The sequence below is a fragment of the Mesorhizobium sp. BR1-1-16 genome (assembly GCF_020165495.1).
GTDB lineage: Bacteria > Pseudomonadota > Alphaproteobacteria > Rhizobiales > Kaistiaceae > Kaistia.
Genome location: NZ_JAIUIE010000003.1, coordinates 347,894 through 369,413, shown reverse-complemented (window position 1 = coordinate 369,413; position 21,520 = coordinate 347,894). Strand labels below are relative to the sequence as shown.

18 protein-coding genes and 1 riboswitch are annotated in these 21,520 nt (G+C 64.9%); of the genes, 16 read left to right on the top strand and 2 right to left on the bottom strand.

Annotated elements, in window-relative coordinates; translation table 11 throughout:
- Positions 1 to 41: 41 nt before the first annotated feature.
- The 3 genes from cysQ to cysN all read left to right on the top strand — a co-directional run bounded on the left by cysQ (position 42) and on the right by cysN (position 3,839).
- Positions 42 to 869 (top strand): 3'(2'),5'-bisphosphate nucleotidase CysQ, encoded by an 828-nt coding sequence (gene cysQ, locus LB518_RS10255; RefSeq protein ID WP_224576812.1) that lies wholly within the window; start codon positions 42 to 44, stop codon positions 867 to 869.
- 145 nt (positions 870 to 1,014) lie between these two features.
- Positions 1,015 to 1,923 carry a sulfate adenylyltransferase subunit CysD gene (gene cysD, locus LB518_RS10250; RefSeq protein WP_224576810.1) on the top strand — a complete coding sequence of 303 codons (909 nt, stop codon included), beginning with the start codon at positions 1,015 to 1,017 and terminating at the stop codon, positions 1,921 to 1,923.
- On the top strand, positions 1,923 to 3,839 hold the full coding sequence (cysN, locus tag LB518_RS10245; RefSeq protein ID WP_224576808.1) for a sulfate adenylyltransferase subunit CysN: 1,917 nt from the start codon (positions 1,923 to 1,925) through the stop codon (positions 3,837 to 3,839). The genes cysD and cysN overlap by 1 nt, the downstream gene beginning before the upstream one ends.
- A 47-nt stretch (positions 3,840 to 3,886) precedes the next feature.
- On the opposite strand, the gene LB518_RS10240 is transcribed toward cysN, so the two are convergent.
- Together LB518_RS10240 and ppk2 are read right to left on the bottom strand one after the other, a co-directional pair.
- A complete protein-coding gene (locus LB518_RS10240) occupies positions 3,887 to 5,122 on the bottom strand; it encodes a hypothetical protein (protein WP_224576806.1) in 1,236 nt (411 codons plus the stop codon).
- Positions 5,123 to 5,194: 72 nt separating this feature from the next.
- Positions 5,195 to 6,085 (bottom strand): polyphosphate kinase 2, encoded by an 891-nt coding sequence (gene ppk2 / locus LB518_RS10235; RefSeq protein ID WP_502845818.1) that lies wholly within the window; start codon positions 6,083 to 6,085, stop codon positions 5,195 to 5,197.
- A 252-nt stretch (positions 6,086 to 6,337) separates the two neighbouring features.
- On the opposite strand from ppk2, the gene LB518_RS10230 reads away from it, so the two are divergent.
- The 13 genes from LB518_RS10230 (at position 6,338) to LB518_RS10170 (ending at position 21,511) form a co-directional block, all read left to right on the top strand.
- Positions 6,338 to 7,660, top strand: coding sequence for an ATP-binding protein (locus LB518_RS10230; protein ID WP_224576802.1), 1,323 nt, complete (start codon positions 6,338 to 6,340; stop codon positions 7,658 to 7,660).
- A gap of 148 nt (positions 7,661 to 7,808) precedes the next feature.
- Positions 7,809 to 8,861, top strand: coding sequence for a phosphate ABC transporter substrate-binding protein PstS (gene pstS, locus LB518_RS10225; RefSeq protein WP_502845815.1), 1,053 nt, complete (start codon positions 7,809 to 7,811; stop codon positions 8,859 to 8,861).
- 98 nt (positions 8,862 to 8,959) lie between these two features.
- The gene (gene pstC, locus LB518_RS10220) at positions 8,960 to 9,937 is read left to right on the top strand and encodes a phosphate ABC transporter permease subunit PstC (protein WP_224576800.1); all 978 of its coding nucleotides are present in this window, start codon (positions 8,960 to 8,962) and stop codon (positions 9,935 to 9,937) included.
- Positions 9,938 to 9,949: 12 nt separating this feature from the next.
- Positions 9,950 to 10,831, top strand: a complete 882-nt coding sequence (gene pstA / locus LB518_RS10215; RefSeq protein ID WP_224576798.1) for a phosphate ABC transporter permease PstA — start codon at positions 9,950 to 9,952, stop codon at positions 10,829 to 10,831.
- Entirely contained in the window at positions 10,828 to 11,610 is a 783-nt protein-coding gene (gene pstB / locus LB518_RS10210) for a phosphate ABC transporter ATP-binding protein PstB (RefSeq protein ID WP_224576796.1), read from the top strand. Before pstA ends, pstB begins: the two co-directional genes overlap by 4 nt.
- 25 nt (positions 11,611 to 11,635) lie before the next feature.
- Positions 11,636 to 12,352, top strand: coding sequence for a phosphate signaling complex protein PhoU (gene phoU, locus LB518_RS10205; protein WP_224576794.1), 717 nt, complete (start codon positions 11,636 to 11,638; stop codon positions 12,350 to 12,352).
- 31 nt (positions 12,353 to 12,383) lie between these two features.
- Positions 12,384 to 13,085 (top strand): phosphate regulon transcriptional regulator PhoB, encoded by a 702-nt coding sequence (gene phoB / locus LB518_RS10200; protein WP_224576792.1) that lies wholly within the window; start codon positions 12,384 to 12,386, stop codon positions 13,083 to 13,085.
- Positions 13,086 to 13,348: 263 nt separating this feature from the next.
- Entirely contained in the window at positions 13,349 to 14,098 is a 750-nt protein-coding gene (locus LB518_RS10195) for an outer membrane protein (protein ID WP_224576781.1), read from the top strand.
- A 177-nt stretch (positions 14,099 to 14,275) separates the two neighbouring features.
- Positions 14,276 to 15,451: a phosphoserine transaminase gene (locus LB518_RS10190; protein ID WP_224576771.1), complete on the top strand. Its 1,176-nt coding sequence runs from the start codon at positions 14,276 to 14,278 to the stop codon at positions 15,449 to 15,451.
- A gap of 147 nt (positions 15,452 to 15,598) precedes the next feature.
- Entirely contained in the window at positions 15,599 to 17,185 is a 1,587-nt protein-coding gene (serA, locus tag LB518_RS10185; protein ID WP_224576769.1) for a phosphoglycerate dehydrogenase, read from the top strand.
- 147 nt (positions 17,186 to 17,332) lie between these two features.
- Positions 17,333 to 18,625: an adenylosuccinate synthase gene (locus tag LB518_RS10180; protein ID WP_224576767.1), complete on the top strand. Its 1,293-nt coding sequence runs from the start codon at positions 17,333 to 17,335 to the stop codon at positions 18,623 to 18,625.
- 52 nt (positions 18,626 to 18,677) lie between these two features.
- Positions 18,678 to 20,399 (top strand): hypothetical protein, encoded by a 1,722-nt coding sequence (locus tag LB518_RS10175; protein WP_224576765.1) that lies wholly within the window; start codon positions 18,678 to 18,680, stop codon positions 20,397 to 20,399.
- Between the two features lie 169 nt (positions 20,400 to 20,568).
- Positions 20,569 to 20,674: riboswitch (TPP riboswitch) on the top strand.
- A 96-nt stretch (positions 20,675 to 20,770) separates the two neighbouring features.
- Entirely contained in the window at positions 20,771 to 21,511 is a 741-nt protein-coding gene (locus tag LB518_RS10170) for an ABC transporter permease (RefSeq protein WP_224577146.1), read from the top strand.
- The last annotated feature ends 9 nt before the right edge of the window (positions 21,512 to 21,520 follow it).

The window sequence follows — 21,520 nt, the reverse complement described above, 5'->3', positions numbered from 1 at the left end:
ATATGCGTCTCCGCCGCACTGCCAATGCCAACAGGCCCGCTATGACGATGACCGCCCCGCCGCCTTCCGATGCCGCCCTTGCCGAAGCCCTGATCGCGACAGCGATTGCAGCCGGTGCTGCGGTGATGGGTGTCTACGAGCAGGATTTCGCCGTTGAGAAAAAGAGCGACGCCTCGCCGGTCACGGAAGCCGACAAGCTTGCCGAGGCGATCATTCTTGCCGATCTCGCGCGGCTTGCGCCCGGCATTCCGGTGGTGGCAGAGGAAGCCTGTTCGAGCGGCGAGGTGCCTGCGGTCAGCGCGACGTTCTTTCTCGTCGATCCCGTCGATGGCACGCGCGAGTTCGTCAGCCGCAATGGCGACTTCACGGTGAATATCGGGCTGATCCGTGATGGCATGCCCGTGCTTGGCATCGTCTATGCGCCGGCACGAAGCGCGCTTTATGTTGGCCGGCTCGGCGCGGGTGCTGAGAAGCTCGCCATCGAGCACGGCCGCGTCGTCGCGCGTCAGGCTATCGGCGTGGCGTGTCCGTGCGTGGTGCCGCCACGCATCATCGCCAGCCGCTCGCATCGCACGTCCGAGACGGATGCGTTCATCGCTACCCATCCCGGCGCTTCGATCGTTTCGGCCGGGTCCTCGCTCAAGTTCTGTCTGATGGCGGCGGGCGAGGCCGATCTCTATCCGCGCATGGGCCCGACCATGCAGTGGGATACGGCGGCAGGCGACGCCGTGCTGCGCGCCGCGGGCGGCATCGTCACCGAAACGGATGGCGAGCCGCTGCATTATGGGCCGAACGGCCGGCCCGGGGTCATGGCTTTTGCCAACCCGTGGTTCGTCGCCTATGGCAGCCAATCGGCCAATCCCGATTAACAAGATCGAGTTAGCGGAAATGGCTTTTCGCGTTTGAGGCCGGGCGCGCGATGTCGCTTGGTATTCGGCCGGATAAACGCGACGCCCGTGCTTGAGGCAGGGTGTCCGCGAAGACTAGGTTCCGAGCTGTGCCGGAGCCCGCCGAATGACATCTCAACTAAAGCCGCATCTTCGCCGCCTCGAAGCCGAGGCCATCTTCATCATGCGCGAGGTGGTGGCGAATTTCGCGAACCCCGTGATGCTCTATTCGATCGGCAAGGATTCGTCGGTCATGCTGCATCTGGCGATGAAGGCGTTTTATCCTGCCAAGCCGCCCTTTTCCTTGCTGCACATCGATACGACCTGGAAATTCCGCGAGATGATCGCGTTTCGGGACGAGACCGTGCGCCGGCTCGGGCTGAACCTCACCGTGCACACCAATCTTGAAGGCAAGGCGTCGGGCATCAACCCGTTCGATCATGGCTCGTCGAACTATACGCAGGTGATGAAGACCGAGGCGCTGAAGCAGGCGCTCGATGCCGGCGGCTATGACGCGGCTTTCGGCGGGGCGCGACGCGACGAGGAGAAGAGCCGCGCCAAGGAGCGCGTGTTCTCTTTCCGCACCACCAGCCATGGCTGGGACCCGAAGAACCAGCGGCCGGAACTCTGGTCGCTCTACAATACGCGCATCGGCACGGGCGAGACGATCCGCGTCTTCCCGCTCTCGAATTGGACTGAGCTCGACATCTGGGAATACATCCTCGCCGAGCAGATACCGATCGTGCCGCTCTACCTTTCCGAGGCGCGTCCGGTCGTCGAGCGCGGCGGTCAGTTGATCATGGCCGATGATGAGCGCATGCGGCTCAAGCCCGGCGAGACGCCGGTGAAGCGCCGTGTCCGCTTCCGCACGCTCGGCTGCTATCCGCTCACGGCTGCTGTCGAGTCCGACGCTACGACGATCGAGGACATCGTCGAGGAAATGCTGCTGGCGACGACGTCGGAACGTCAGGGTCGGCTCATCGACCATGATGAATCCGGCTCGATGGAAAAGAAGAAGCGCGAGGGATATTTCTGATGGCCGAGCCCGCAATCCTCAGCCCCAGCCAAGAAGCGTCCGTGCGCAGCCTGGCGCTTGGTGATGCCGACAAGAGCCTTCTGCGTTTCCTGACTTGCGGCAGCGTCGACGACGGCAAGTCGACCCTGATCGGCCGGCTGCTGTTCGATTCGAAGCGGCTGTTCGAAGATCAGATCGCGACGCTCGAAAAGGATTCGCGCAAGTTCGGCACCGTCGGTGACGACATGGATCTCGCGCTGCTCGTCGACGGCCTCGAGGCCGAGCGCGAGCAGGGCATCACGATCGACGTCGCCTATCGCTTCTTCGCGACGGAGAAGCGGAAATTCATCGTCGCGGACACGCCGGGCCATGAGCAATATACCCGCAATATGGCGACCGGCGCCTCGACAGCGGACCTCGCCGTCCTTCTGATCGATGCGCGCAAGGGCATCCTCAGCCAGACGCGACGCCACGCGACGATCGCCTCGCTGCTCGGCATCCGGCACGTCGTGCTTGCGATCAACAAGATCGACCTCGTAAATTATGATCGTTCGGTCTTCGATTCGATCGTCGCGGCTTTCGATGCGGATGCCGGCCATTATGGCTTCGCGACCCGCGTCGCTATCCCGATCTCGGCCCGTTATGGAGACAATGTCAGTCGCCACAGCGAGCACATGCCCTGGTATCGCGGGCCGACGCTGATCGAGCATCTGGAAAATGTCGAGCTTTCGTCGGGCGCCGCCGCGACGCGACCGCTCCGCTTCCCCGTGCAATGGGTCAACCGTCCGGACCTGACCTTCCGCGGCTATGCCGGCACCCTTGCGGCGGGAACGGTTCGCCCTGGCGACGAGGTCGTCGTGGCGCGGAGCGGCCAGGCCGCCCGCGTCGAGCGCATCGTGACGCATGACGGCGACCTTGCCGAAGCATCGGCCGAGGATGCCGTCACGCTGACGCTCGACCGCGAGATCGACTTGTCCCGCGGCGATATCCTGGTGCCATCAGGCGCGCGCCCGGATGTCTCCGATCAGTTCGCCGCCCATCTCATCTGGATGGCCGAGGAGCCGATGCTGCCCGGTCGGCCTTACCTCATGAAGATCGGCACGCGGACTGTCGGCGCCGCTGTCACCGAGCTGAAGCACCGGGTCGAGATGGACACGTTGAAGCCGCTCGCGGCGAAGACGCTGTCGCTCAATGATATCGGCTTCGCAAATTTCTCGCTGGCCGAGCCGATCGCCTTCGATCCCTATGACGATGTGCGGACGACGGGCGCCTTCATCCTGGTCGATCGTTTCACCAATCAGACGGTCGCGGCGGGCATGATCCGCTTTGGCCTGCGCCGGGCCACCAACATCCATCGTCAGGCCTTGACGATCGACAAGGCGGCGCGCTCGGGCGCCAAGGCCCAGAAGCCGGCGATCCTGTGGTTCACCGGGCTCTCTGGCGCCGGCAAGTCGACGATCGCCAATCTCGTCGAGCAGAAGCTGCATCTCGCCGGCCGCCACACCTATCTGCTCGATGGCGACAATGTCCGCCACGGCCTCAACCGCGATCTCGGCTTCACGGATGCCGACCGGGTCGAGAATATCCGCCGCGTCGCCGAGACGGCGAAGCTCTTCGTCGATGCGGGCCTCATCGTGCTGGCCTCGTTCATTTCGCCGTTCCGCTCCGAGCGGCAGCTCGCCCGCGATCTGGTCGAGCCCGGCGAATTCGTCGAGATTTTCGTCGATACGCCGCTTTCGGTCGCCGAGGCGCGCGATCCGAAGGGCCTCTATCGCAAGGCCCGTGAAGGCAAGATCGTGAACTTCACCGGCATCGACAGCCCCTATGAGGCGCCCGAAAGCGCGGAACTGCGGCTCGAAGCCGGCAGCGCCTCGGCCGAGGACCTCGCCGACCGCGTCATTGATTATCTCGCGAGCAACGGCTTCATTCCTCGCTGACAAGCCTGTCGCGGCCCGGGTGGGGCCCGTCTGCGACAGTCATCGCCTCAGGGCAATACGTCGATCGTGACGGAACGGATGTCCGCCGCCGTCTGGTCGCCGGGAATGCCGGGCTCGATCAGGATCGCATCGCCGTCCGGGCCGCTGCGATCCTTCGGAACCGTCCAACTCATCTGCAGGGACTTAAAGTCGTTGCCGAGGTCCAGATCGGTCCAGCCGCTGAGCTGATGCCCGTTCTGATAGGCAAGGCGCAACGTCGCGGCCGGATTGTCTCGCGCGCCCCGCGCCACTACGACGATCCGGATATTGCGGCCAGCGATGCGCTGATAGACGCCCGGGCCGACGATCAATCGGGCGCCATTGGCGCCTGTGGACGACGAGATCTCGACGAAGCCGTCTGATGCGCTGCCTTCAAACCTGACGGGATTGTCCGGCGTCGACCGGAATCCCGATGGATCATGGCCGTCGAACAGCATCAGGCTCTCGGATGCCTGCGGGCCAGGCGGAGGTGCAACGGCTTGCGGCGTTGTGCTTGGCGCCGTGGCGGCGGGTACGGAGGGTTCTCCGGCTGCTGGTGCTGCCGCATCGGCCGGCGGTGTGGCCGCCGTCTCCGGCAAAGGCGCGGGTTCGGCAGGCGAGGGGGCGGCGTCCTGAGGAACGTCGGTGCTTTCGAGAGCGTCGGTGCCGCCGGCCGACGGGCCAGCAGTTGCTGGCGTGTCGCCTGTGGCCGGCTCCTCGACCGCGGCCGGCGTCGCACTGCCTTGTGCCATCCGCTGAGCCAGATAGAGCCCTGCGATCAGGATCGCCAGCAGCGCGACCAGCCCGACGGCTATGAGGGCCAGCCTCCTCGCCGATAGCCAGCTTGGCTCAGACGGCGCGAGCGGCGTCTCGTCCAGGTCGAGGACAGCTTCCTCGGGCTCGTCCAGCGGCTCGTCTTCCAGTTCGTCCTCGTCGAAGGGCCCCTCGTCAGGATCCTCGTCGACATAGTCCTCGTCGCCTGCTTCGTATTCCTCGTCGAAGTCGGAGCTCGCCGGGATTGGCGCGGGCGACGGCTCGGCCGGCTCTGGGACGGGCGCCGCAAATTCCGCTTCGATCGTGCGGATATAGGCGTCGACTTCATCGATCTTGCGCTCGATGGCATCGGCGCTCAGCGGCGGATCATAGACCGCGAGCAACCGAAGCATCGAGGCGCGGACATTGCCGAGCGCCATGCGCCGCGCGTCCCGATCCGATGGATCGAGATCAGCTATGGCGCGTCGCAGGGCTGTTTCGAGATGGCTCATGATTCGCTGGAGCGAAGGATTAGGGGAAGATCGCGGCGATGGCGAGCCGGCGTTGCATTCCCGGTTTCGACATCAGCCACGGCGGCTGAGGAATTTCGGCCCGAAACCGAGCACGCGCGGATCGGGCGTTCCCACCACCGACATGTCGCGGCCGGGATAATCGACGCTGGAGAGCACCTGGCGAATGATGTTGAGGCGGGCGCGGCGCTTGTCATTGGCGAGCACGATGGTCCATGGCGCCCTCTCGGCGTGGCAGGCGTCGAGCATCGCATCGCGCGCCTTGGTGTAGTCGTCCCACTTGTCGAGCGCCGCATAGTCGATCGGCGAGAGCTTCCAGATCTTGAGCGGATTGTGCCGCCGCTCGTGGAAACGCTTCATCTGCGTCTCGCGACCGATATCGAGCCAGAACTTGAAGAGAATAAGGCCGGAATCGACGAGAAGGCTCTCGAAGCGCGGCACCTGATCCAAGAAAGCCTTGTGCTCGGCGGGCGTGCAGAAACCCATGACAGGCTCGACCCCGGCGCGATTGTACCAGGAGCGGTCGAAAGTGACGATTTCGCCAGCGGTCGGCAATTCCGCGACATAGCGCTGGAAGTACCACTGGCCGGCCTCCGTCTCGCTCGGCTTCGGCAACGCGACGTCGCGGGCATGGCGGGGATTGAGATATTGGCGGAACGCGAAGATCGCCCCGCCCTTGCCGGCGGCATCGCGTCCTTCGAAGACGAGCGCCATGCGGAGGCCCTTGGTCTGCACATGCGCTTGCAGCTTGACCAGCTCGATCTGCAGCGGAATGAGCTCCGCCTCATAGGCCTCGCTCTTCAGCGACTTGTCATAGGGATAGCCGCCAGAACTGAATGCCGCCTTTTCGATCCAGTCCGGAAGGACCGGATCGTCGAGATCGAAGCGACCATGTTTGGTTTCGACAGCGGGAGCGTCGGTCTCAGGTTTGAGCTGCGGCGGCAGCGTGTCCGAACTGGGCTGCGGCCCCGAGACGGCGGGGCTGGCGGATTTTTTCTTGCCATCGCCGTTGCCATTGCCGTTGCGGGAGCCCTTCCGCTCGCGCTTTTCGCTGTCCTTCGCCATGAGAGCGCCCTCCGCCAGACTTTTATGTTGGCTTCGATTCTGTCACAGACGTCATCCGTTTGTCCCGCATGTCATGCGATCCTGATGTTTCGTCAGAATTGACAGTGGGAAAGCGCGGAGGCGGGCGCAGGCATGGCGGGTGAAGCGGCAGACCGTGAGGAGCGCGGATCGGCGCAGGGCGGAGATGGCGGCGTGGTCGGCCGTCTCGGCGCTGCGCGCTATGTGCTGCTCGGCTTCGTCGGTTTGCTGGCGATCCTGGTCGCAGCCGCGGCGCTTGCGCTGCACACGGCAGCTCTGCTGTTTTTCGCCGTCACGCTGATGATCGCGGCGCTGCCGCGCGGCGAGCGCCTCGTGCCGCGCCGCCTTGCCCAGCGCGCGCCGCCTTCCGTCTGGCCCGACACCGGGTTGAAGCAGATGGCTGACGCCCTGCCGGAGCCCTGCGTCATTCTCGATCGGCGCGGCTTTGTCCGCTACCAGAATCACCTCGCCGAAGCTGCATTCCCGATCCGGCCCGGCGATCCGCTGACGTTCCGGCTGCGCGCGCCGGATCTTCTGCGTGCCTATGAACGCGTTGCCGCCGGCGGCGTGGCCGAGCGGCTCGAATTTGTCGAGCGCGTGCCGACCGAGCGCTGGTACGACGCCTGGTTCTCGCCGATCGAGACGCGCGAGGACAATGGCCGCAGCGGCTTCGTCATGCTGCTGTTTTCCGACAAGACCGAACAGCGCCGCGCCGAGCGCATCCGCGTCGACTTCGTCGCCAATGCCAGCCATGAGCTGCGCACGCCGCTCGCTTCCCTGGCCGGGTTCATCGAGACCTTGCAGGGGCCGGCACGGGACGACGCCGTCGCCCGCGAACGATTCCTCGGCATCATGCATGAGCAGGCGACGCGGATGAGTCGCCTCATCGACGATCTCCTGTCGCTCTCGCGCGTCGAGATGAAGGCACACATGAAGCCGGAAGCGCCGGTCGATCTGACGGGGCTGCTGAAGGGGGTCGTCGATGCGATGGAACCGCTGGCGCGCGAGCAGCATGTGACGATCGAATCGCGACTGCCTGACGCTCCGGTCGTGATCGCCGGCGACCGCGACGAACTGGTCCAGGTGTTCCAGAACCTTGTCGAGAATGCCTGCAAATATGGCCGGTCGGGCGGCCGCGTCGCGGTGGAACTCGAGGCCGGCGCGGCGGGCGAGGGGCCCCGCGCCACCGTGCGTGACTTCGGGCCCGGCATCGCCGCCGAGCACCTGCCGCGCCTGACGGAGCGCTTCTACCGGGCTGACGAACCGGGCGGCAGCACGCGCGGCACAGGGCTCGGCCTTGCCATCGTCAAACACATCCTCAACCGCCATCGGGCTCGATTGGTGATCGAAAGCCAGCCTGGGGCCGGCGCTGCCTTCAGTGTCGAATTCGCTGGCGGGACGATCGGTCCGAAGCGGATCGACACGGATAAAGTCTAGATATCCCAACGACTTGATCTGTCACAAAAGCGTATTGCTTTCGTCATAGAACCATTACCTGAGGTCACTAGGGTCCGACCCGTTCCAGCCTGTTGCACTGCGGCAAAAGGTTGGTCTGACAAAATTGAATCCATCAGGGAGATGGTCCGTGAAACTCACGAACATCGTACTTGCGGCAGGCATGGTCGCCGCCGTCATCGGTTTCGGCTCCGCTGAGGCCGCCGATATCTCGGGGGCTGGCGCGACCTTCCCCTATCCGATCTACGCCAAGTGGGCGGATACCTATAAGAAGGAGACTGGCAACGGTCTCAACTACCAGTCGATCGGTTCGGGCGGCGGCATCAAGCAGATCCAGGCCCGTACGGTCACCTTCGGCGCCTCGGACGCCCCGCTGAAGCCGGAGCAGCTCGAGAAGGACGGCCTCGTCCAGTTCCCGACGGTGATGGGCGGCGTCGTGCCGGTCGTCAACCTGCCGGGCATCAAGCCGGGCGAGATCACGCTCGACGGTCAGACCCTTGCCGACATCTACCAGGGCAAGATCACGTCGTGGGACGACGCGGCGATCAAGAAGCTCAATCCCGACGTCAACCTGCCGTCGACCGCCATTGCCGTCGTGCATCGGTCGGACGGGTCGGGTACGTCCTTCATCTTCACGACCTATCTGTCGCAGGTCAGTAAGTCCTGGGGTGACGATGTCGGCGCGGCCACTGCCGTGGAATGGCCGACGGGCCTCGGCGCCAAGGGCAATGAAGGCGTTTCCGCCGGCGTGACGCAGACGGTCGGCTCGATCGGCTATGTCGAGTATGCCTACGCCGCCCAGAACAACATGACGTTCACCAAGCTGATCAACAAGGACGGCCAGACCGTCTCGCCGGAAGTGCCGAACTTCATGGCCGCCGCCGAGAGCGCCGACTGGGCGAACACCCCCGGCTACTACATCATCCTGACCAACGAGCCGGGCGCCAAGTCCTGGCCGATCACGGCTGCCACTTTCATCCTGATCCCCAAGCAGCCCAAGGATGATGCAGACGCCGCCGAAGCGCTGAAGTTCTTCTCCTGGGCTTATGCCAAGGGTGACGCGGCCGCCGCCGAACTGCACTACATCCCGATGCCGGACGCCGTCGTCGAGAACATCAAGGCGACCTGGGCCAAGGACATCAAGGGCGCAGACGGCAAGCCGCTCTACGTCGAAGCGAAGTAAGTTTCGCCGAACCGGGGGAGGGGCATTGCCCCTCCTCCGACCGTTGACATCGTGGACCCTTCGATAAGGGTCGGGGGATCGAGATGGCGGACGCCGTAATGACTGGCTTGCAAACCGCAGGCATCGACAATGCAAAGCTCCGACGCCTGGCGCGGCTGCGCGTCGGCGACTCGACCTTCAGGGGCCTGACACTGGCGGCGGCGCTGACCGTGCTGCTCCTGCTTGGCGGGGTAATCATCTCGCTAATCTACGGGTCCATCCCGGCCTTCTCCACCTTCGGGCTCGAATTTCTGACGACACAGCGCTGGAACCCGGTCACCGAGAAGTTCGGTGCGCTGGCGCCGATCTACGGTACGGTCGTCACCTCGATCATCGCGCTCCTCATTGCCGTGCCGGTCGGCATCGGCATCGCGATCTTCCTGACCGAGCTCTGCCCGCCCTGGCTGAAGCGTCCGATCGGCGTCGCCATCGAACTGCTCGCCGGCATCCCGTCCATCATTTACGGCATCTGGGGCCTGTTCGTTTTCGCCCCCTTCTTCCAGACGACGATCCAGCCGGCGCTGATCGCTCTGTTCGGGCCGGTCCCGGTCCTGTCGGACTTCTTCGCGGGTCCGCCCTACGGCATCGGCATCCTGACGGCCGGCATCATTCTCGCGATCATGGTGCTGCCCTTCATCACCTCGATCACCCGCGATGTGTTCGACACCGTCCCCCCGGTGTTGAAGGAGGCGACCTACGGCCTCGGCTGCACGACGGCGGAGGTGGTGACCAAGGTTGTGCTGCCCTATTCGAGGGTCGGCGTCATCGGCGGCATCATGCTCGGCCTCGGCCGCGCGCTCGGCGAGACCATGGCGGTGACCTTCGTCATCGGCAACGCGCACAAGATCTCCGCTTCGATCATGGCGCCCGGCACGACCATCTCGGCTTCGATCGCCAATGAATTCACCGAGGCGGTCGGCGATCTCTACACGTCTTCGCTGATCGCCCTCGGCCTCATCCTCTTCGTCATCACCTTCTTCGTCCTGGCGGCTGCGCGGCTTCTCCTGATGCGCATGAACGTCAAAGCCGGCAACTGAGGCGAAACGATCATGGCAACGCTCGGCAACTCCGCCGTCTCCTCACCCGCAGCGCAGGCGCTCTACGCCCGCCGCCGCCGCGGCAATGTGGTGCTGCTCACGCTCTCCTTCGCCGCAACCATCTTTGGCCTCGCCTGGCTGGTGCTGATCCTCGCGGCATTGCTCTACCAGGGCTTCGCCGGCCTCTCGCTCGAAGTGTTCACCGAAACGACGCCGCCGCCCGGCGCCGCCGGCGGCCTGCTCAATGCGATCATGGGCAGCCTGGTCATGACCATCATCGGCGTCGTGGTCGGCACGCCGATCGGCATCATGGCCGGCACCTACATGGCCGAGTATGGCCGGCACAACAAGCTGACCACCGTGGTCCGCTTCATCAACGACATCCTGCTCGCCGCGCCTTCGATCGTCATCGGCCTCTTCGTCTATGAGGTGGTCGTGGCGCCGATGGGTCATTTCTCGGCGATCGCCGGCTCGATCGCGCTGGCCATCCTGGTCATCCCGGTCGTGGTGCGGACCACCGAGGACATGCTGAGCCTCGTTCCCAACACGATGCGCGAAGCCACGGCGGCGCTCGGCCTGCCGCGGTCCGTCATGATCCAGAAAGTGGCCTATCGCGCCGCGATGTCGGGCATCGTCACGGGCGTCCTGCTCGCCATTGCCCGCGTCAGCGGCGAGACGGCGCCGCTGCTGTTTACCGCCCTGAACAACCAGTTCTGGAGCACCGACCTCAACGCGCCGATGTCGAGCTTGCCGGTGACGATCTTCCAGTTCGCGCTCAGCCCCTATCCCGACTGGCAGAAGCTCGCCTGGTCCGGTGCGCTGCTCATCACCTTCACCGTGCTTGCGCTCAACATCGTGGCGCGCACCTTCCTTAGCCCGAGGACGTCGAAATGACCGTGTCCACGCTCCAGAACGCGCTGCCCGAGAAGATCTCGATCAAGAATCTCAAATTCTTCTACGGCGACAACCTCGCATTGAAGTCGATCAACCTGCCGCTCTACGAGAAGAAGGTCACCGCCTTCATCGGACCGTCGGGTTGCGGCAAGTCGACCTTGCTGCGCGTCCTCAACCGCATGTACGACCTCTATCCGAAGCAGCATGCCGAGGGCGAGGTTCTGTTCGACGGCGGCAACATCCTGGCGCCGAACCAGGATCTTAACCTGCTGCGCGCCCGGATCGGCATGGTGTTCCAGAAGCCGACCCCGTTCCCGATGTCGATCTACGACAACATCGCCTTCGGCATCCGTCTCTATGAAAACCTGTCGCGCACCGAGATGGACGAGCGGGTCGAGGCGGCGTTGACGCGCGGCGCGCTGTGGAACGAGGTCAAGGACAAGCTGCATTCGAGCGGTCTCAGCCTCTCCGGCGGTCAGCAGCAGCGCCTGTGCATCGCCCGTTCGATCGCGGTGCGCCCCGAGGTGGTGTTGTTCGACGAGCCCTGCTCGGCGCTCGATCCGATCTCGACCTCGAAGATCGAGGAACTCATCGACGAACTGACGGCCGACTACACGATCGCCATCGTGACGCACAACATGCAGCAGGCTGCCCGCGTCTCCGACTACACCGCCTTCATGTATCTCGGCGAACTGATCGAGTTCGACGAAACCTCGAAGATCTTCACGGCCCCGAGCGACAAGCGCACCCAGGATTATATCACCGGACGCTTCGGCTGAGGCCGGACCGCGCCAGGAGGACGACATGTCGGAACATATCGTTACCCGCTACGACGACGAATTGAGGGATGTCCAGCGCCGCATCGCGGAGATGGGTGGCATGGCGGAGCGGCTCGTCGACCTGTCGGTCCGCGCGTTGACCCGCCTCGACACGACGATCGCCAATTCGGTCATCGCCGATGACAGGCGCCTCGACCAGGTTCAGCGCGAGTGCGAGGAGCTGGCGATCATGATCATCGCCCGCCGCCAGCCGATGGCGCTGGACCTGCGCGAAGTGATCGGCGCGATGCGCATCTCGAACGATCTTGAGCGCATCGGCGATCTCGCCAAGAACATCGCCAAGCGCGTCCTGGCGCTCGATGGCCAGTTCCAGTCGAAGCGCTTCATCACCGGCGTCGAGCACATGGCCGAGCTGTCGCTCGCCCAGCTCAAGGACGTGCTCGATGCTTATGCTGCCCGCGACGTCAACCAAGCCTTCGAAGTCTGGCGCCGCGATGCCGATATCGACAGCATGTACACGTCGCTGTTCCGCGAATTGCTGACCTACATGATGGAAGATCCGCGCAACATCACCCTGTGCACGCATCTTCTGTTCTGCGCCAAGAATATCGAGCGCATCGGCGATCATGCGACCAACATCGCCGAAACCGTGCACTATGTCGTTACCGGCGAGGCGCTGACGCAGGACCGTCCGAAGCAGGACGAATCGAGCGTGACCAGCGTCTCCTACGAGACCCGCTGAGCGCGCCTCGAAGAAGGACACCAAGACCGAGATGACGCCACGCGTGATGATCGTCGAGGACGAGGAGGCCCTTGGCCTCCTCCTCCGCTACAACCTCGAGGCCGAGGGCTATACGGTCGAGGTCGTGCCGCGCGGCGACGATGCCGAGACCCGGCTGAAGGAGACGGCGCCGGATCTGCTGCTGCTCGACTGGATGCTGCCCGGCATTTCCGGCATCGAGCTTTGTCGGCGGCTACGGGCCCGAGACACGACGCGCACGCTTCCGATCATCATGCTCACCGCGCGCGGCGAGGAGCAGGAGCGCATCCGCGGCCTCGCGACGGGCGCGGACGACTATGTCGTCAAGCCGTTCTCCGTGCCCGAGCTGATGGCCCGGGTTCGCGCCATCCTGCGCCGTTCGCGGCCCGAGGTCATCGCCTCGCTGCTTCGGGCCGGCGATATCGAACTCGATCGCGAGACGCACCGCGTCCGCCGCTCGGGGCGCGAATTGCGGCTCGGGCCGACCGAGTTCCGCCTGCTCGAGTTCCTGATGAAAAGCCCCGGCCGCGTTTTCTCGCGCGAGCAACTTCTCGACGGCGTCTGGGGACGCGACGTCTATGTCGATGAGCGCACCGTCGATGTTCATATTGGTCGTCTGCGCAAGGCGGTCAATCGCGGGCGGGTCAAAGATCCGATCCGAACCGTACGTGGCTCAGGATATGCTTTCGATGATCAGTTCGTCGGCATGAACTGATCTTCAGATCCGCATCGTTTTCTTCATGATTATTGAGATGGCCCCCGGCGCGTTTTGCGCTGCGGCCACCGGCTGATTGCGGCAAGCGATTGGCCGGATTGGCGATTCGCCGTTCTGGCCGATGTTAACGTGCGAGTAACGTAAACCGCCGTGGTTAAGCGACGTAGTTAATCTGTTCTTAAAGCTTCTCCGGCAGATTCATCCTCGGTGATTTTGTATCGATCGGGCTTGGCCTCGATCCAGTCGATGCCGGGGAGACTTCCATGCATTTCGTGAAGACAATCACGCTCGCCGCCATGCTTGGGGCGGGCCTTACCGCATCGGGGGCCGCGCTGGCCGCCGACATGCCCGAGCCTTATGTCGAGCCGGCCCCGCCGGTCATCGCGACGGGCGGCTGGTATCTGCGCGGTGATATCGGATACAAGTGGTACAATAATCCGAGCACCAGTTTCGTCACCAATACTTATGTCGACAACTGGAACAACAGCACGCTCGATAATACCGGCATCATCGGTCTCGGTGCCGGCTATCGCTTCAACGACCACTTCCGTGTCGACGCCACCATCGATTACGAGTTCCAGGCCGGCACCTATGCCGAAGGCTATTGCGGCGGCTGCGGCGGCGTCGGTCACACGATCGAGACCGGCAACATCGACGCCTGGACGTTCCTCGCCAACGGCTACGTCGATATCGGCACCTGGTCCGGCTTCACGCCGTATGTCGGCGCGGGCATCGGCACGTCCTACCTGCAGACGACGGATATCGGCTACCTCAATCCGAACGGCGTCAGCGGAACCTGGGACGGCGCTGGCAACTGGAACTTCGCCTATGCCCTCATGGCCGGCGTTTCCTATGCCTTCTCGCCGAACGTGTCGGTCGACCTGAATTATCGCTATCTCAATCTCGGCGATGCGGTTTCCGGCTATATTCCGGCCGGCGGCGGCGGCACGATCAACTACGACAACATCTCGGCCAACGAGGTTCGCCTCGGTCTGCGCTATAACTTCTACTGAGCGCATCGGCGATCGATCAAGGAAAGGCGCGTCCGCAAGGGCGCGCCTTTCGTCATTGTGATGCATGCGACGCTGGTGCGGCGTGGCGGCTCGTTGACTTCCCTCTCCGGCCCGCGTAACAGCCACGGCGGGACACGCCTCCCCAACGAGGCGCTGCTATCTGAGAGGGTAGATTAAATGGCAGATCTCGCGACGCCCGGCTCCCGGCCGGTCAATCCCAACTATTCTTCCGGCCCCTGCGCCAAGCGACCCGGCTGGTCGCTTGAAGCGCTCAAGGATGCGGCGCTCGGTCGCTCGCATCGGGCCAAGATCGGCAAAGCCAAGCTCCAGAAGGCGATCGACCTCACCCGCGAGGTTCTCGGCGTGCCGGCGGATTACCGCATCGGCATCGTGCCGGCGTCCGATACCGGCGCCGTCGAGATGGCGCTCTGGTCGCTGCTCGGCGCCCGCGGCGTCGACGTGCTCGCCTGGGAGAGCTTCGGCGAAGGCTGGGTCACCGATATCGTCAAGCAGCTGAAGCTGTCCGATGTCCGGACGCTCGCCGCTGACTATGGCAAGCTGCCGGATCTCAACAAGGTCGATTTCGACCGCGATGTCGTCTTCACCTGGAACGGCACCACCTCTGGTGTGCGCGTTCCGGACGGCAACTGGATCGATGGCGACCGCGCCGGTCTCACGATCTGCGACGCGACCTCCGCCGCCTTTGCGCAGGATCTCGACTGGCCGAAGCTCGATGTCGTGACCTTCTCCTGGCAGAAGGTACTCGGCGGCGAGGCAGCGCATGGCATGCTCATTCTGTCGCCGCGCGCCGTCGAACGGCTCGAGAGCTACAAGCCTTCATGGCCGCTGCCGAAGATCTTCCGCATGACCAAGGGCGGCAAGCTGATTGAAGGCATCTTCGTCGGCGAAACCATCAACACCCCGTCTATGCTGGCGGTCGAGGATTATCTCGACGCGCTGACCTGGGCGCAGTCGATCGGCGGCTTCAAAGGTCTCGCCGCGCGCTGCGACGCCAATCTCAAGGTGCTCGCCGACTGGGTCGAGAAGAGCGACTGGGCGGAATTCCTGGCGGCCGAGCCGAAGACACGCTCCAACACCTCGGTCTGCCTCGTGATCGCCGATCCGGCCGTGAAGGCGCTCGATGCGGACGGTCAGGCGGCGTTCGCCAAGGGCATTGCTTCGGCGCTCGAAAAGGCCGGCGTCGCCTATGACATCGGGTCCTATCGTGATGCGCCGGCAGGTCTCCGGATCTGGGCCGGCTCGACCATCGAGGCGTCGGATCTCGCGATCCTGACCGAGTGGCTCGACTGGGCGTTTCAGTCGCAGAAGGCCGGCCTCAAGAAGGCCGCCTGAGTTTCGCAGTTCGTTCCCCTTCGGTCATTGCCGGGCCTGACCTGGCAATCCAGCCTGACCGCGATGCAGGCGGAGACTGGATGCCCGGGTCGAGCCCGGGCATGACAGGCGAGGGGTCTTCAGGCAATGCGCAAGGAAATCCTCATCATGGCACCGCGCGTTCTCATTTCCGACAAGCTTTCCAAGACCGCCGTCCAGATCTTCAAGGATCGCGGCGTCGAGGTCGACTATCAGCCGGACCTCGGCAAGGACAAGGAGAAGCTGCTCGAGATCATCGGCAACTACGATGGTCTTGCCATCCGCTCCAATACCAAGGTGACCGAGAAGGTGATCGCGGCCGCGACGAACCTCCGCGTCATCGGCCGCGCCGGCATCGGCGTCGACAATGTCGACATCCCCGCCGCCACGGCCAAGGGCATCATCGTGATGAATACGCCCTTCGGCAATTCGATCACGACGGCCGAGCATGCGATCGCGATGATCTTCGCGCTGGCGCGCCAGATCCCCGAGGCCAACGCCTCGACCCAGGCCGGCAAGTGGGAGAAGAACCGCTTCATGGGCGTCGAGGTGACGGGCAAGACGCTCGGCATCATCGGCTGCGGCAATATTGGCTCGATCGTCGCCGACCGCGCCGTCGGGCTCAAGATGCGGGTCATCGCCTTTGATCCGTTCCTTTCCGATGAGCGCGCCGTCGCGCTCGGCGTCGAGAAGGTCGAGCTCGAGGAACTGTTCCGCCGTTCCGACTTCATCACGCTCCATACGCCGCTGATCGACAAGACGCGCGGCATCATCGACGCCAAGGCGATCGCGCAGATGAAGGATGGCGTACGCATCATCAACTGCGCCCGCGGCGGTCTGGTCAACGAGGCCGATCTCGCCGAGGGGTTGAAGTCCGGTAAGGTCGGCGGTGCCGGCTTCGACGTCTTCGTCGAGGAACCGGCGACCGAGAATGCGCTGTTCGGCCTGCCGAACTTCATCGCGACGCCGCATCTCGGCGCTTCCACCACCGAGGCGCAGGAGAATGTCGCGCTGCAGGTCGCCGAGCAGATGGCCGACTATCTCGTGAAGGGTGCCGTTTCCAACGCGCTCAACATGCCGTCGATCACCGCCGAGGAAGCGCCGCGCCTGACGCCGTTCGTCAAGCTCGCCGACCAGCTCGGCTCCTTCGCGGGCCAGCTGACCGAGACCGGCATTACGGCGATCAAGCTCGAATATGAGGGTGATGTCGCAGCCCTCAACGTCAAGGCGCTGACCAATGCGGCGCTTGCTGCCTTGCTTCGTCCGCAGTTGCAGACGGTCAACATGGTCTCGGCGCCGGCGATCGCGCGGGAACGCGGGATTGCCGTTGAGGAGGTTCGCCGCGAGCAGCAGGGCGCCTATGAGAACTATATCCGCCTGACCGTCACAACGGAGCGGCAGGAGCGTTCGGTCGCCGGCACCGTGTTTGCCGACACCAAGCCGCGCATCATCCAGATCAAGGGCATCAACATGGAGGCCGAGCTCGGCCGCCACATGCTCTATGTCACCAACAAGGACAAGCCCGGCTTCATCGGCCGCTTCGCCAGCCTGCTCGGAGCCGAAGGCATCAACATCGCCACCTTCAATCTCGGCCGCCAGGCGGCAGGCGAGGATGCGATCGCGCTGGTCGAGGTGGATGAGGCGATCTCGGACAGCGTCATCGGCCGCGTCAGCGCGCTCGAAGGCGTCGTCCAGGCCAAGCGCCTCTCGTTCTGAGAGGCAGTTTCGTGACGGTCGCCGGCAGGGGTCGCGCGGCCGGAACGGAATCGATATAAGGTTCGCGCGCTTCGCCCCGGCCCGGTGCCGGGGCGCGGCATGTCAGGATATCCCGAAGGGCGCCCGAAGGGGCGAAGAGGCCGTTTCATGGGGAATGTGGTCGTCGTCGGCTCGCAATGGGGCGACGAAGGGAAGGGCAAGATCGTCGACTGGCTGTCGGAGCGGGCGGATGTCGTCGTGCGCTTCCAGGGCGGGCACAATGCCGGCCATACGCTGGTGATCGATGGCGTCAGCTACAAGCTGAGCCTTCTGCCCTCGGGCGTCGTGCGTCCGGGCAAGCTCGGCGTCATCGGCAATGGCGTCGTGGTCGATCCGCATGCGCTGGTGGCAGAGATCGAGCGTCTGGCGGCACAGGGCGTCGCCGTTTCGCCGGACAATCTGCGCATCGCCGAGAACGCCGCGCTGATCCTGTCGCTGCATCGCGAGCTCGACACCTTCCGCGAGACCAGCAATTCCGGCACGCGCATCGGCACCACGAAGCGCGGCATCGGCCCGGCCTATGAGGACAAGGTCGGCCGCCGCGCCATCCGCGTCATGGATCTCGCCGATCTCGACGTGCTGCGCGACAAGATTGAGCGCCTGCTGTCGCATCACAATGCGCTGCGTCGCGGCCTCGGCCAGGCCGAGATCGATGCGAACGTGCTCTATGAAGAACTCGCCTCGGTCGCCGACAAGGTGCTGCCGTTCATGGATTCAGTCTGGCGGCTGCTGGACGAGCATCGCAAGGCCGGCAAGCGCATTCTCTTCGAGGGCGCGCAGGGGGCTCTGCTCGATATCGACCACGGCACCTATCCGTTCGTAACCTCGTCCAACACCGTCGCAGGCCAGGCCGCGACCGGCTCGGGCGTCGGTCCGGGCGCCGTCGGCTATGTCCTCGGCATCACCAAGGCCTATACGACTCGCGTCGGCGAGGGCCCGTTCCCGACTGAACAGACGGGGGAAGTCGGCGATTTCCTCGGCACGCGCGGCCATGAGTTCGGCACCGTCACGGGACGCAAGCGCCGCTGCGGCTGGTTCGATGCCGTGCTGGTGCGACAGACCGTGCGCACCTCGGGCATCCATGGTATTGCGCTGACCAAGCTCGATGTTCTCGACGGCCTTGAAGAAATCAAGATTTGCGTGGGTTATAGGCTGGATGGTCGCGAGATCGACTACCTGCCGGCCGCCCAGGCGGCGCAGGCGCGAGTCGAGCCGATCTACGAGACGCTCGAAGGCTGGCAGGATTCCACCGCCGGGGCACGGCGTTGGAACGACCTGCCGGCTCAGGCCGTCAAATATGTGCGCCATGTCGAGGAATTGATCGGCGCGCCCGTTGCATTACTGTCGACGAGCCCCGAGCGCGACGACACGATTCTCGTCCAGGATCCGTTCCAGGACTGAGCCTGACGAAAGTCGGCGCCGGTCCGGACGCACCGCTTAGCAGAATGGAACGATGACCGACTATTACGTCGTACTGAAGAGGGCCGTCGGCGGGCTTGAACACGAAGCGTCCGACGTTCGCCGGTCGATCTATGACAAGGCGCGCTCGGCCCTGCTCGGCCAGTTGAAGGCGATTACGCCGCCGCTCACCACGGCCGAGATCTCCAAGCAGCGCCTGGAGCTCGAGGACGCGATCCGCCGTGTCGAGCGCGAGGCAGCGATGACCGCGGCCGGGCCGTCGCCCGCGCGCGTGCGCGCCGCTGCCGCCGCGGCCGATGCGATGGCCGCCGAAGCGATGCGCCTCGCCGAGGAAGAGAGCGAAGCCGAGGCCGCACCGCCGCCTGCGCCTCCACGGCCGCGCGCGACGCCAGTGCCGCCCGATTTCCGGGCGCCGGAGCCGCGTTCCGGGGAGGCGCGTGCTACGGCGGCTCGCAATATCGTTCCGTCTGGAGAGCCCGTACAAAGCCGCAGCGCGGCGCGCGTCGCGCCGCCGGCTGCTCCGGAATGGACGCCCGAGGACGAGCCGGTCGCGGAAGCGCCGCGCCGAAATCCGAGGGCGCCGCGTCAGGAGCCGCGGTTTGACGACGAGGCCGAGCAGACCTCGTCCGAGCCGGTCGATGTCGCGCCCATCACGGCCGATGAGCGTGCCGAATGGCCCGAGGACAGCGATTCCGAGGCGTTGCTTGCGGCAGACGAAGAGCCGCCGCGCCGCGAACGGCGCGAGCGCCGTCCCCGCAAGGAGCAGCCTGTCGCCTCTGTCGAGCGCGCCAAGCCCTCGCGTGGTCCGGCGATTATCATCATCCTGGTCATCGCCGTTCTCATCCTCGGGGGCATCGCGGCGCTCGCCTGGTCGCAGCGCGCGAAAGTCGGCGATGTCGTCGGCGACCTGATTTCGTCCGACAAGGGATCGACGCCGGCGGCGCAGACCGAACCGGCTCCCGACGCGGCGAATTCGAAGAATGCCGACCGTCTCGGTGATGCACCACCCGAGGAAGCGCCGAAATCCGTCCGCACCGTCACCGCCGAGCCGCCGGCCGAAGGCTCCGAGCCGGATCCGCTGGCTGGCGTGGTGCAGCCTGGAAGCAATGAAGCGAGCGAACCCACGCCTGCTGCCCCGGCGCCCGCGCCGGAAGCGGCTGCCGAGGCGCCCGCGGCTACTGCGCCGACATCAGAGGCAGACAACGCTGCGACGCCTGGCGACGATCTGGTCGCGCAGAAGGCGATCCTCTACGAACAGCCGCTCGGCGGCAGCGCCAATGTGACGGCGCTGCAGGCGACCGTGACGTGGAAGTTCGAGGCCGATTCGTCCAATGGCCCGCAGATCGTCGCGAATGTCGACGTGCCGGACCGGCAGATGAAGGTGACGGTCAATATCCGCAAGAACAACGACACCGCGCTGCCGGCGAGCCATCTCGTCGAGGTGATCATCGACACGCCGGCCGATTTCCCGGGCGGCGGGGTCAAGGCGGTGCCGGCCTTCGTGATGAAGCCGACCGAGGAGGCGCGCGGCGTTCCGCTCGACGGAGCCGCCGCCAAGGTCGCGGACGGCTTCTTCTGGATTGCCTTCGCCAATGACAGCGCACCGATGGCGCAGAACATCGCGCTGATGAAGGAACGCAACTGGATCGACATTCCGCTCGTCTACAACAATGACCAGCGCGCGATCCTCACCCTCGAAAAGGGGACGCCTGGCCAACGCGTGTTCGACAAGGCGCTAGCGGCCTGGGGCAATTGACGGGGCGGGCGGCTTGCATGGGCCGCCCCGCTTCCTGCTGACGCGTAATCCCGTTCCTACCGCTCGATCCTGTCGCCGCCGAACGCTTCGCTCGGCGGCGATTTGCTTTTCGCGGTGTTGGAACACCTTCTCCGCCCCTTGCGCTTGGCGGAGGCTTCGGCCATGCTCCGGCCATTCCGAGGGGTGTTCGCGAACGCGAGCTGAGATGGCCAAGGGCCGAACCCTTCGAACCTGATCCGGGTCATGCCGGCGAAGGGACGGGAAGCTTGGTCCATTTGGCTCGTTCATCGCCGACGCGTGGCTCATTCCGTTTGTGGAAGGGCTGGTCGTCCTTGGCTGAGCAATCGCCATCATCCCTCGTATTTGCGCCGTTGCTGCGCGGTTTCGCCATCGCGGTTGCGCTCGTCGCGATCTGGCAGGCGGTGATCGTCATCTTCGCGCCGCCGCCTTTCATGCTGCCGCCGCCGGCGAAGGTCTGGCAGGCGCTGGTGTCGCGGCCGGAACTCTGGACGCGCGATGCCGTGACGACGCTGACCGAGACCATCATGGGTCTCATCACGGGCTCGATCGCCGGCGTGTTGCTCGCGCTCGCGATGATGCTGATGCCGCCGCTCGGGCGGGTGCTGATGCCACTGCTCGTGGTGACGCAGGCGTTTCCTGTCTTCGCGATCGCGCCGCTGCTCGTGCTCTGGTTCGGCTTCGGCATCGGCTCGAAGATTGTCATGGCGACGATCGCCATCTTCTTTCCCGTCGCCTCGGCCTTTCATGACGGCCTCACGCGCACCGATGAAAGCCTGATCGATCTCGGCCGGCTGCACAGGGCGCGCCATGACCAGGAGCTGTTCCTGCTGCGCGTGCCGAGCGCGCTCCCTGCGCTGGCCTCGGGCCTGCGCGTCGCGGCCGTCTATGCGCCGGTCGGCGCGCTGATCGGCGAATGGGTCGGTGCCTCCTCGGGGCTCGGCTACGCGATGCTGATGGCGAACGGACGCGCGCAGACCGATGTCGTCTTTGCCGCCCTCGCGCTCCTTGCCGTCATGGCACTACTCGTGCGCGCTCTGGTCGTCGCCCTCACGCGCCACATCGCACCATGGGCGCCCGAAACGCGAACCTGATCTCCCCCC

Excerpts from the sequence above, each read along its gene's own strand:
- LB518_RS10180 (WP_224576767.1), top strand. The coding sequence starts at position 17,333 with ATGGGGAATGTGGTCGTCGTCGGCTCGCAATGGGGCGACGAAGGGAAG.
- cysQ (WP_224576812.1), top strand. The coding sequence starts at position 42 with ATGACGATGACCGCCCCGCCGCCTTCCGATGCCGCCCTTGCCGAAGCC.
- pstC (WP_224576800.1), top strand. The coding sequence starts at position 8,960 with ATGACTGGCTTGCAAACCGCAGGCATCGACAATGCAAAGCTCCGACGC.
- LB518_RS10175 (WP_224576765.1), top strand. The coding sequence starts at position 18,678 with ATGACCGACTATTACGTCGTACTGAAGAGGGCCGTCGGCGGGCTTGAA.
- pstB (WP_224576796.1), top strand. The coding sequence starts at position 10,828 with ATGACCGTGTCCACGCTCCAGAACGCGCTGCCCGAGAAGATCTCGATC.
- cysD (WP_224576810.1), top strand. The coding sequence starts at position 1,015 with ATGACATCTCAACTAAAGCCGCATCTTCGCCGCCTCGAAGCCGAGGCC.
- LB518_RS10230 (WP_224576802.1), top strand. The coding sequence starts at position 6,338 with ATGGCGGGTGAAGCGGCAGACCGTGAGGAGCGCGGATCGGCGCAGGGC.
- pstA (WP_224576798.1), top strand. The coding sequence starts at position 9,950 with ATGGCAACGCTCGGCAACTCCGCCGTCTCCTCACCCGCAGCGCAGGCG.
- LB518_RS10195 (WP_224576781.1), top strand. The coding sequence starts at position 13,349 with ATGCATTTCGTGAAGACAATCACGCTCGCCGCCATGCTTGGGGCGGGC.
- phoB (WP_224576792.1), top strand. The coding sequence starts at position 12,384 with ATGACGCCACGCGTGATGATCGTCGAGGACGAGGAGGCCCTTGGCCTC.
- LB518_RS10240 (WP_224576806.1), bottom strand. The coding sequence starts at position 5,122 with ATGAGCCATCTCGAAACAGCCCTGCGACGCGCCATAGCTGATCTCGAT.
- LB518_RS10190 (WP_224576771.1), top strand. The coding sequence starts at position 14,276 with ATGGCAGATCTCGCGACGCCCGGCTCCCGGCCGGTCAATCCCAACTAT.
- phoU (WP_224576794.1), top strand. The coding sequence starts at position 11,636 with ATGTCGGAACATATCGTTACCCGCTACGACGACGAATTGAGGGATGTC.
- serA (WP_224576769.1), top strand. The coding sequence starts at position 15,599 with ATGGCACCGCGCGTTCTCATTTCCGACAAGCTTTCCAAGACCGCCGTC.
- cysN (WP_224576808.1), top strand. The coding sequence starts at position 1,923 with ATGGCCGAGCCCGCAATCCTCAGCCCCAGCCAAGAAGCGTCCGTGCGC.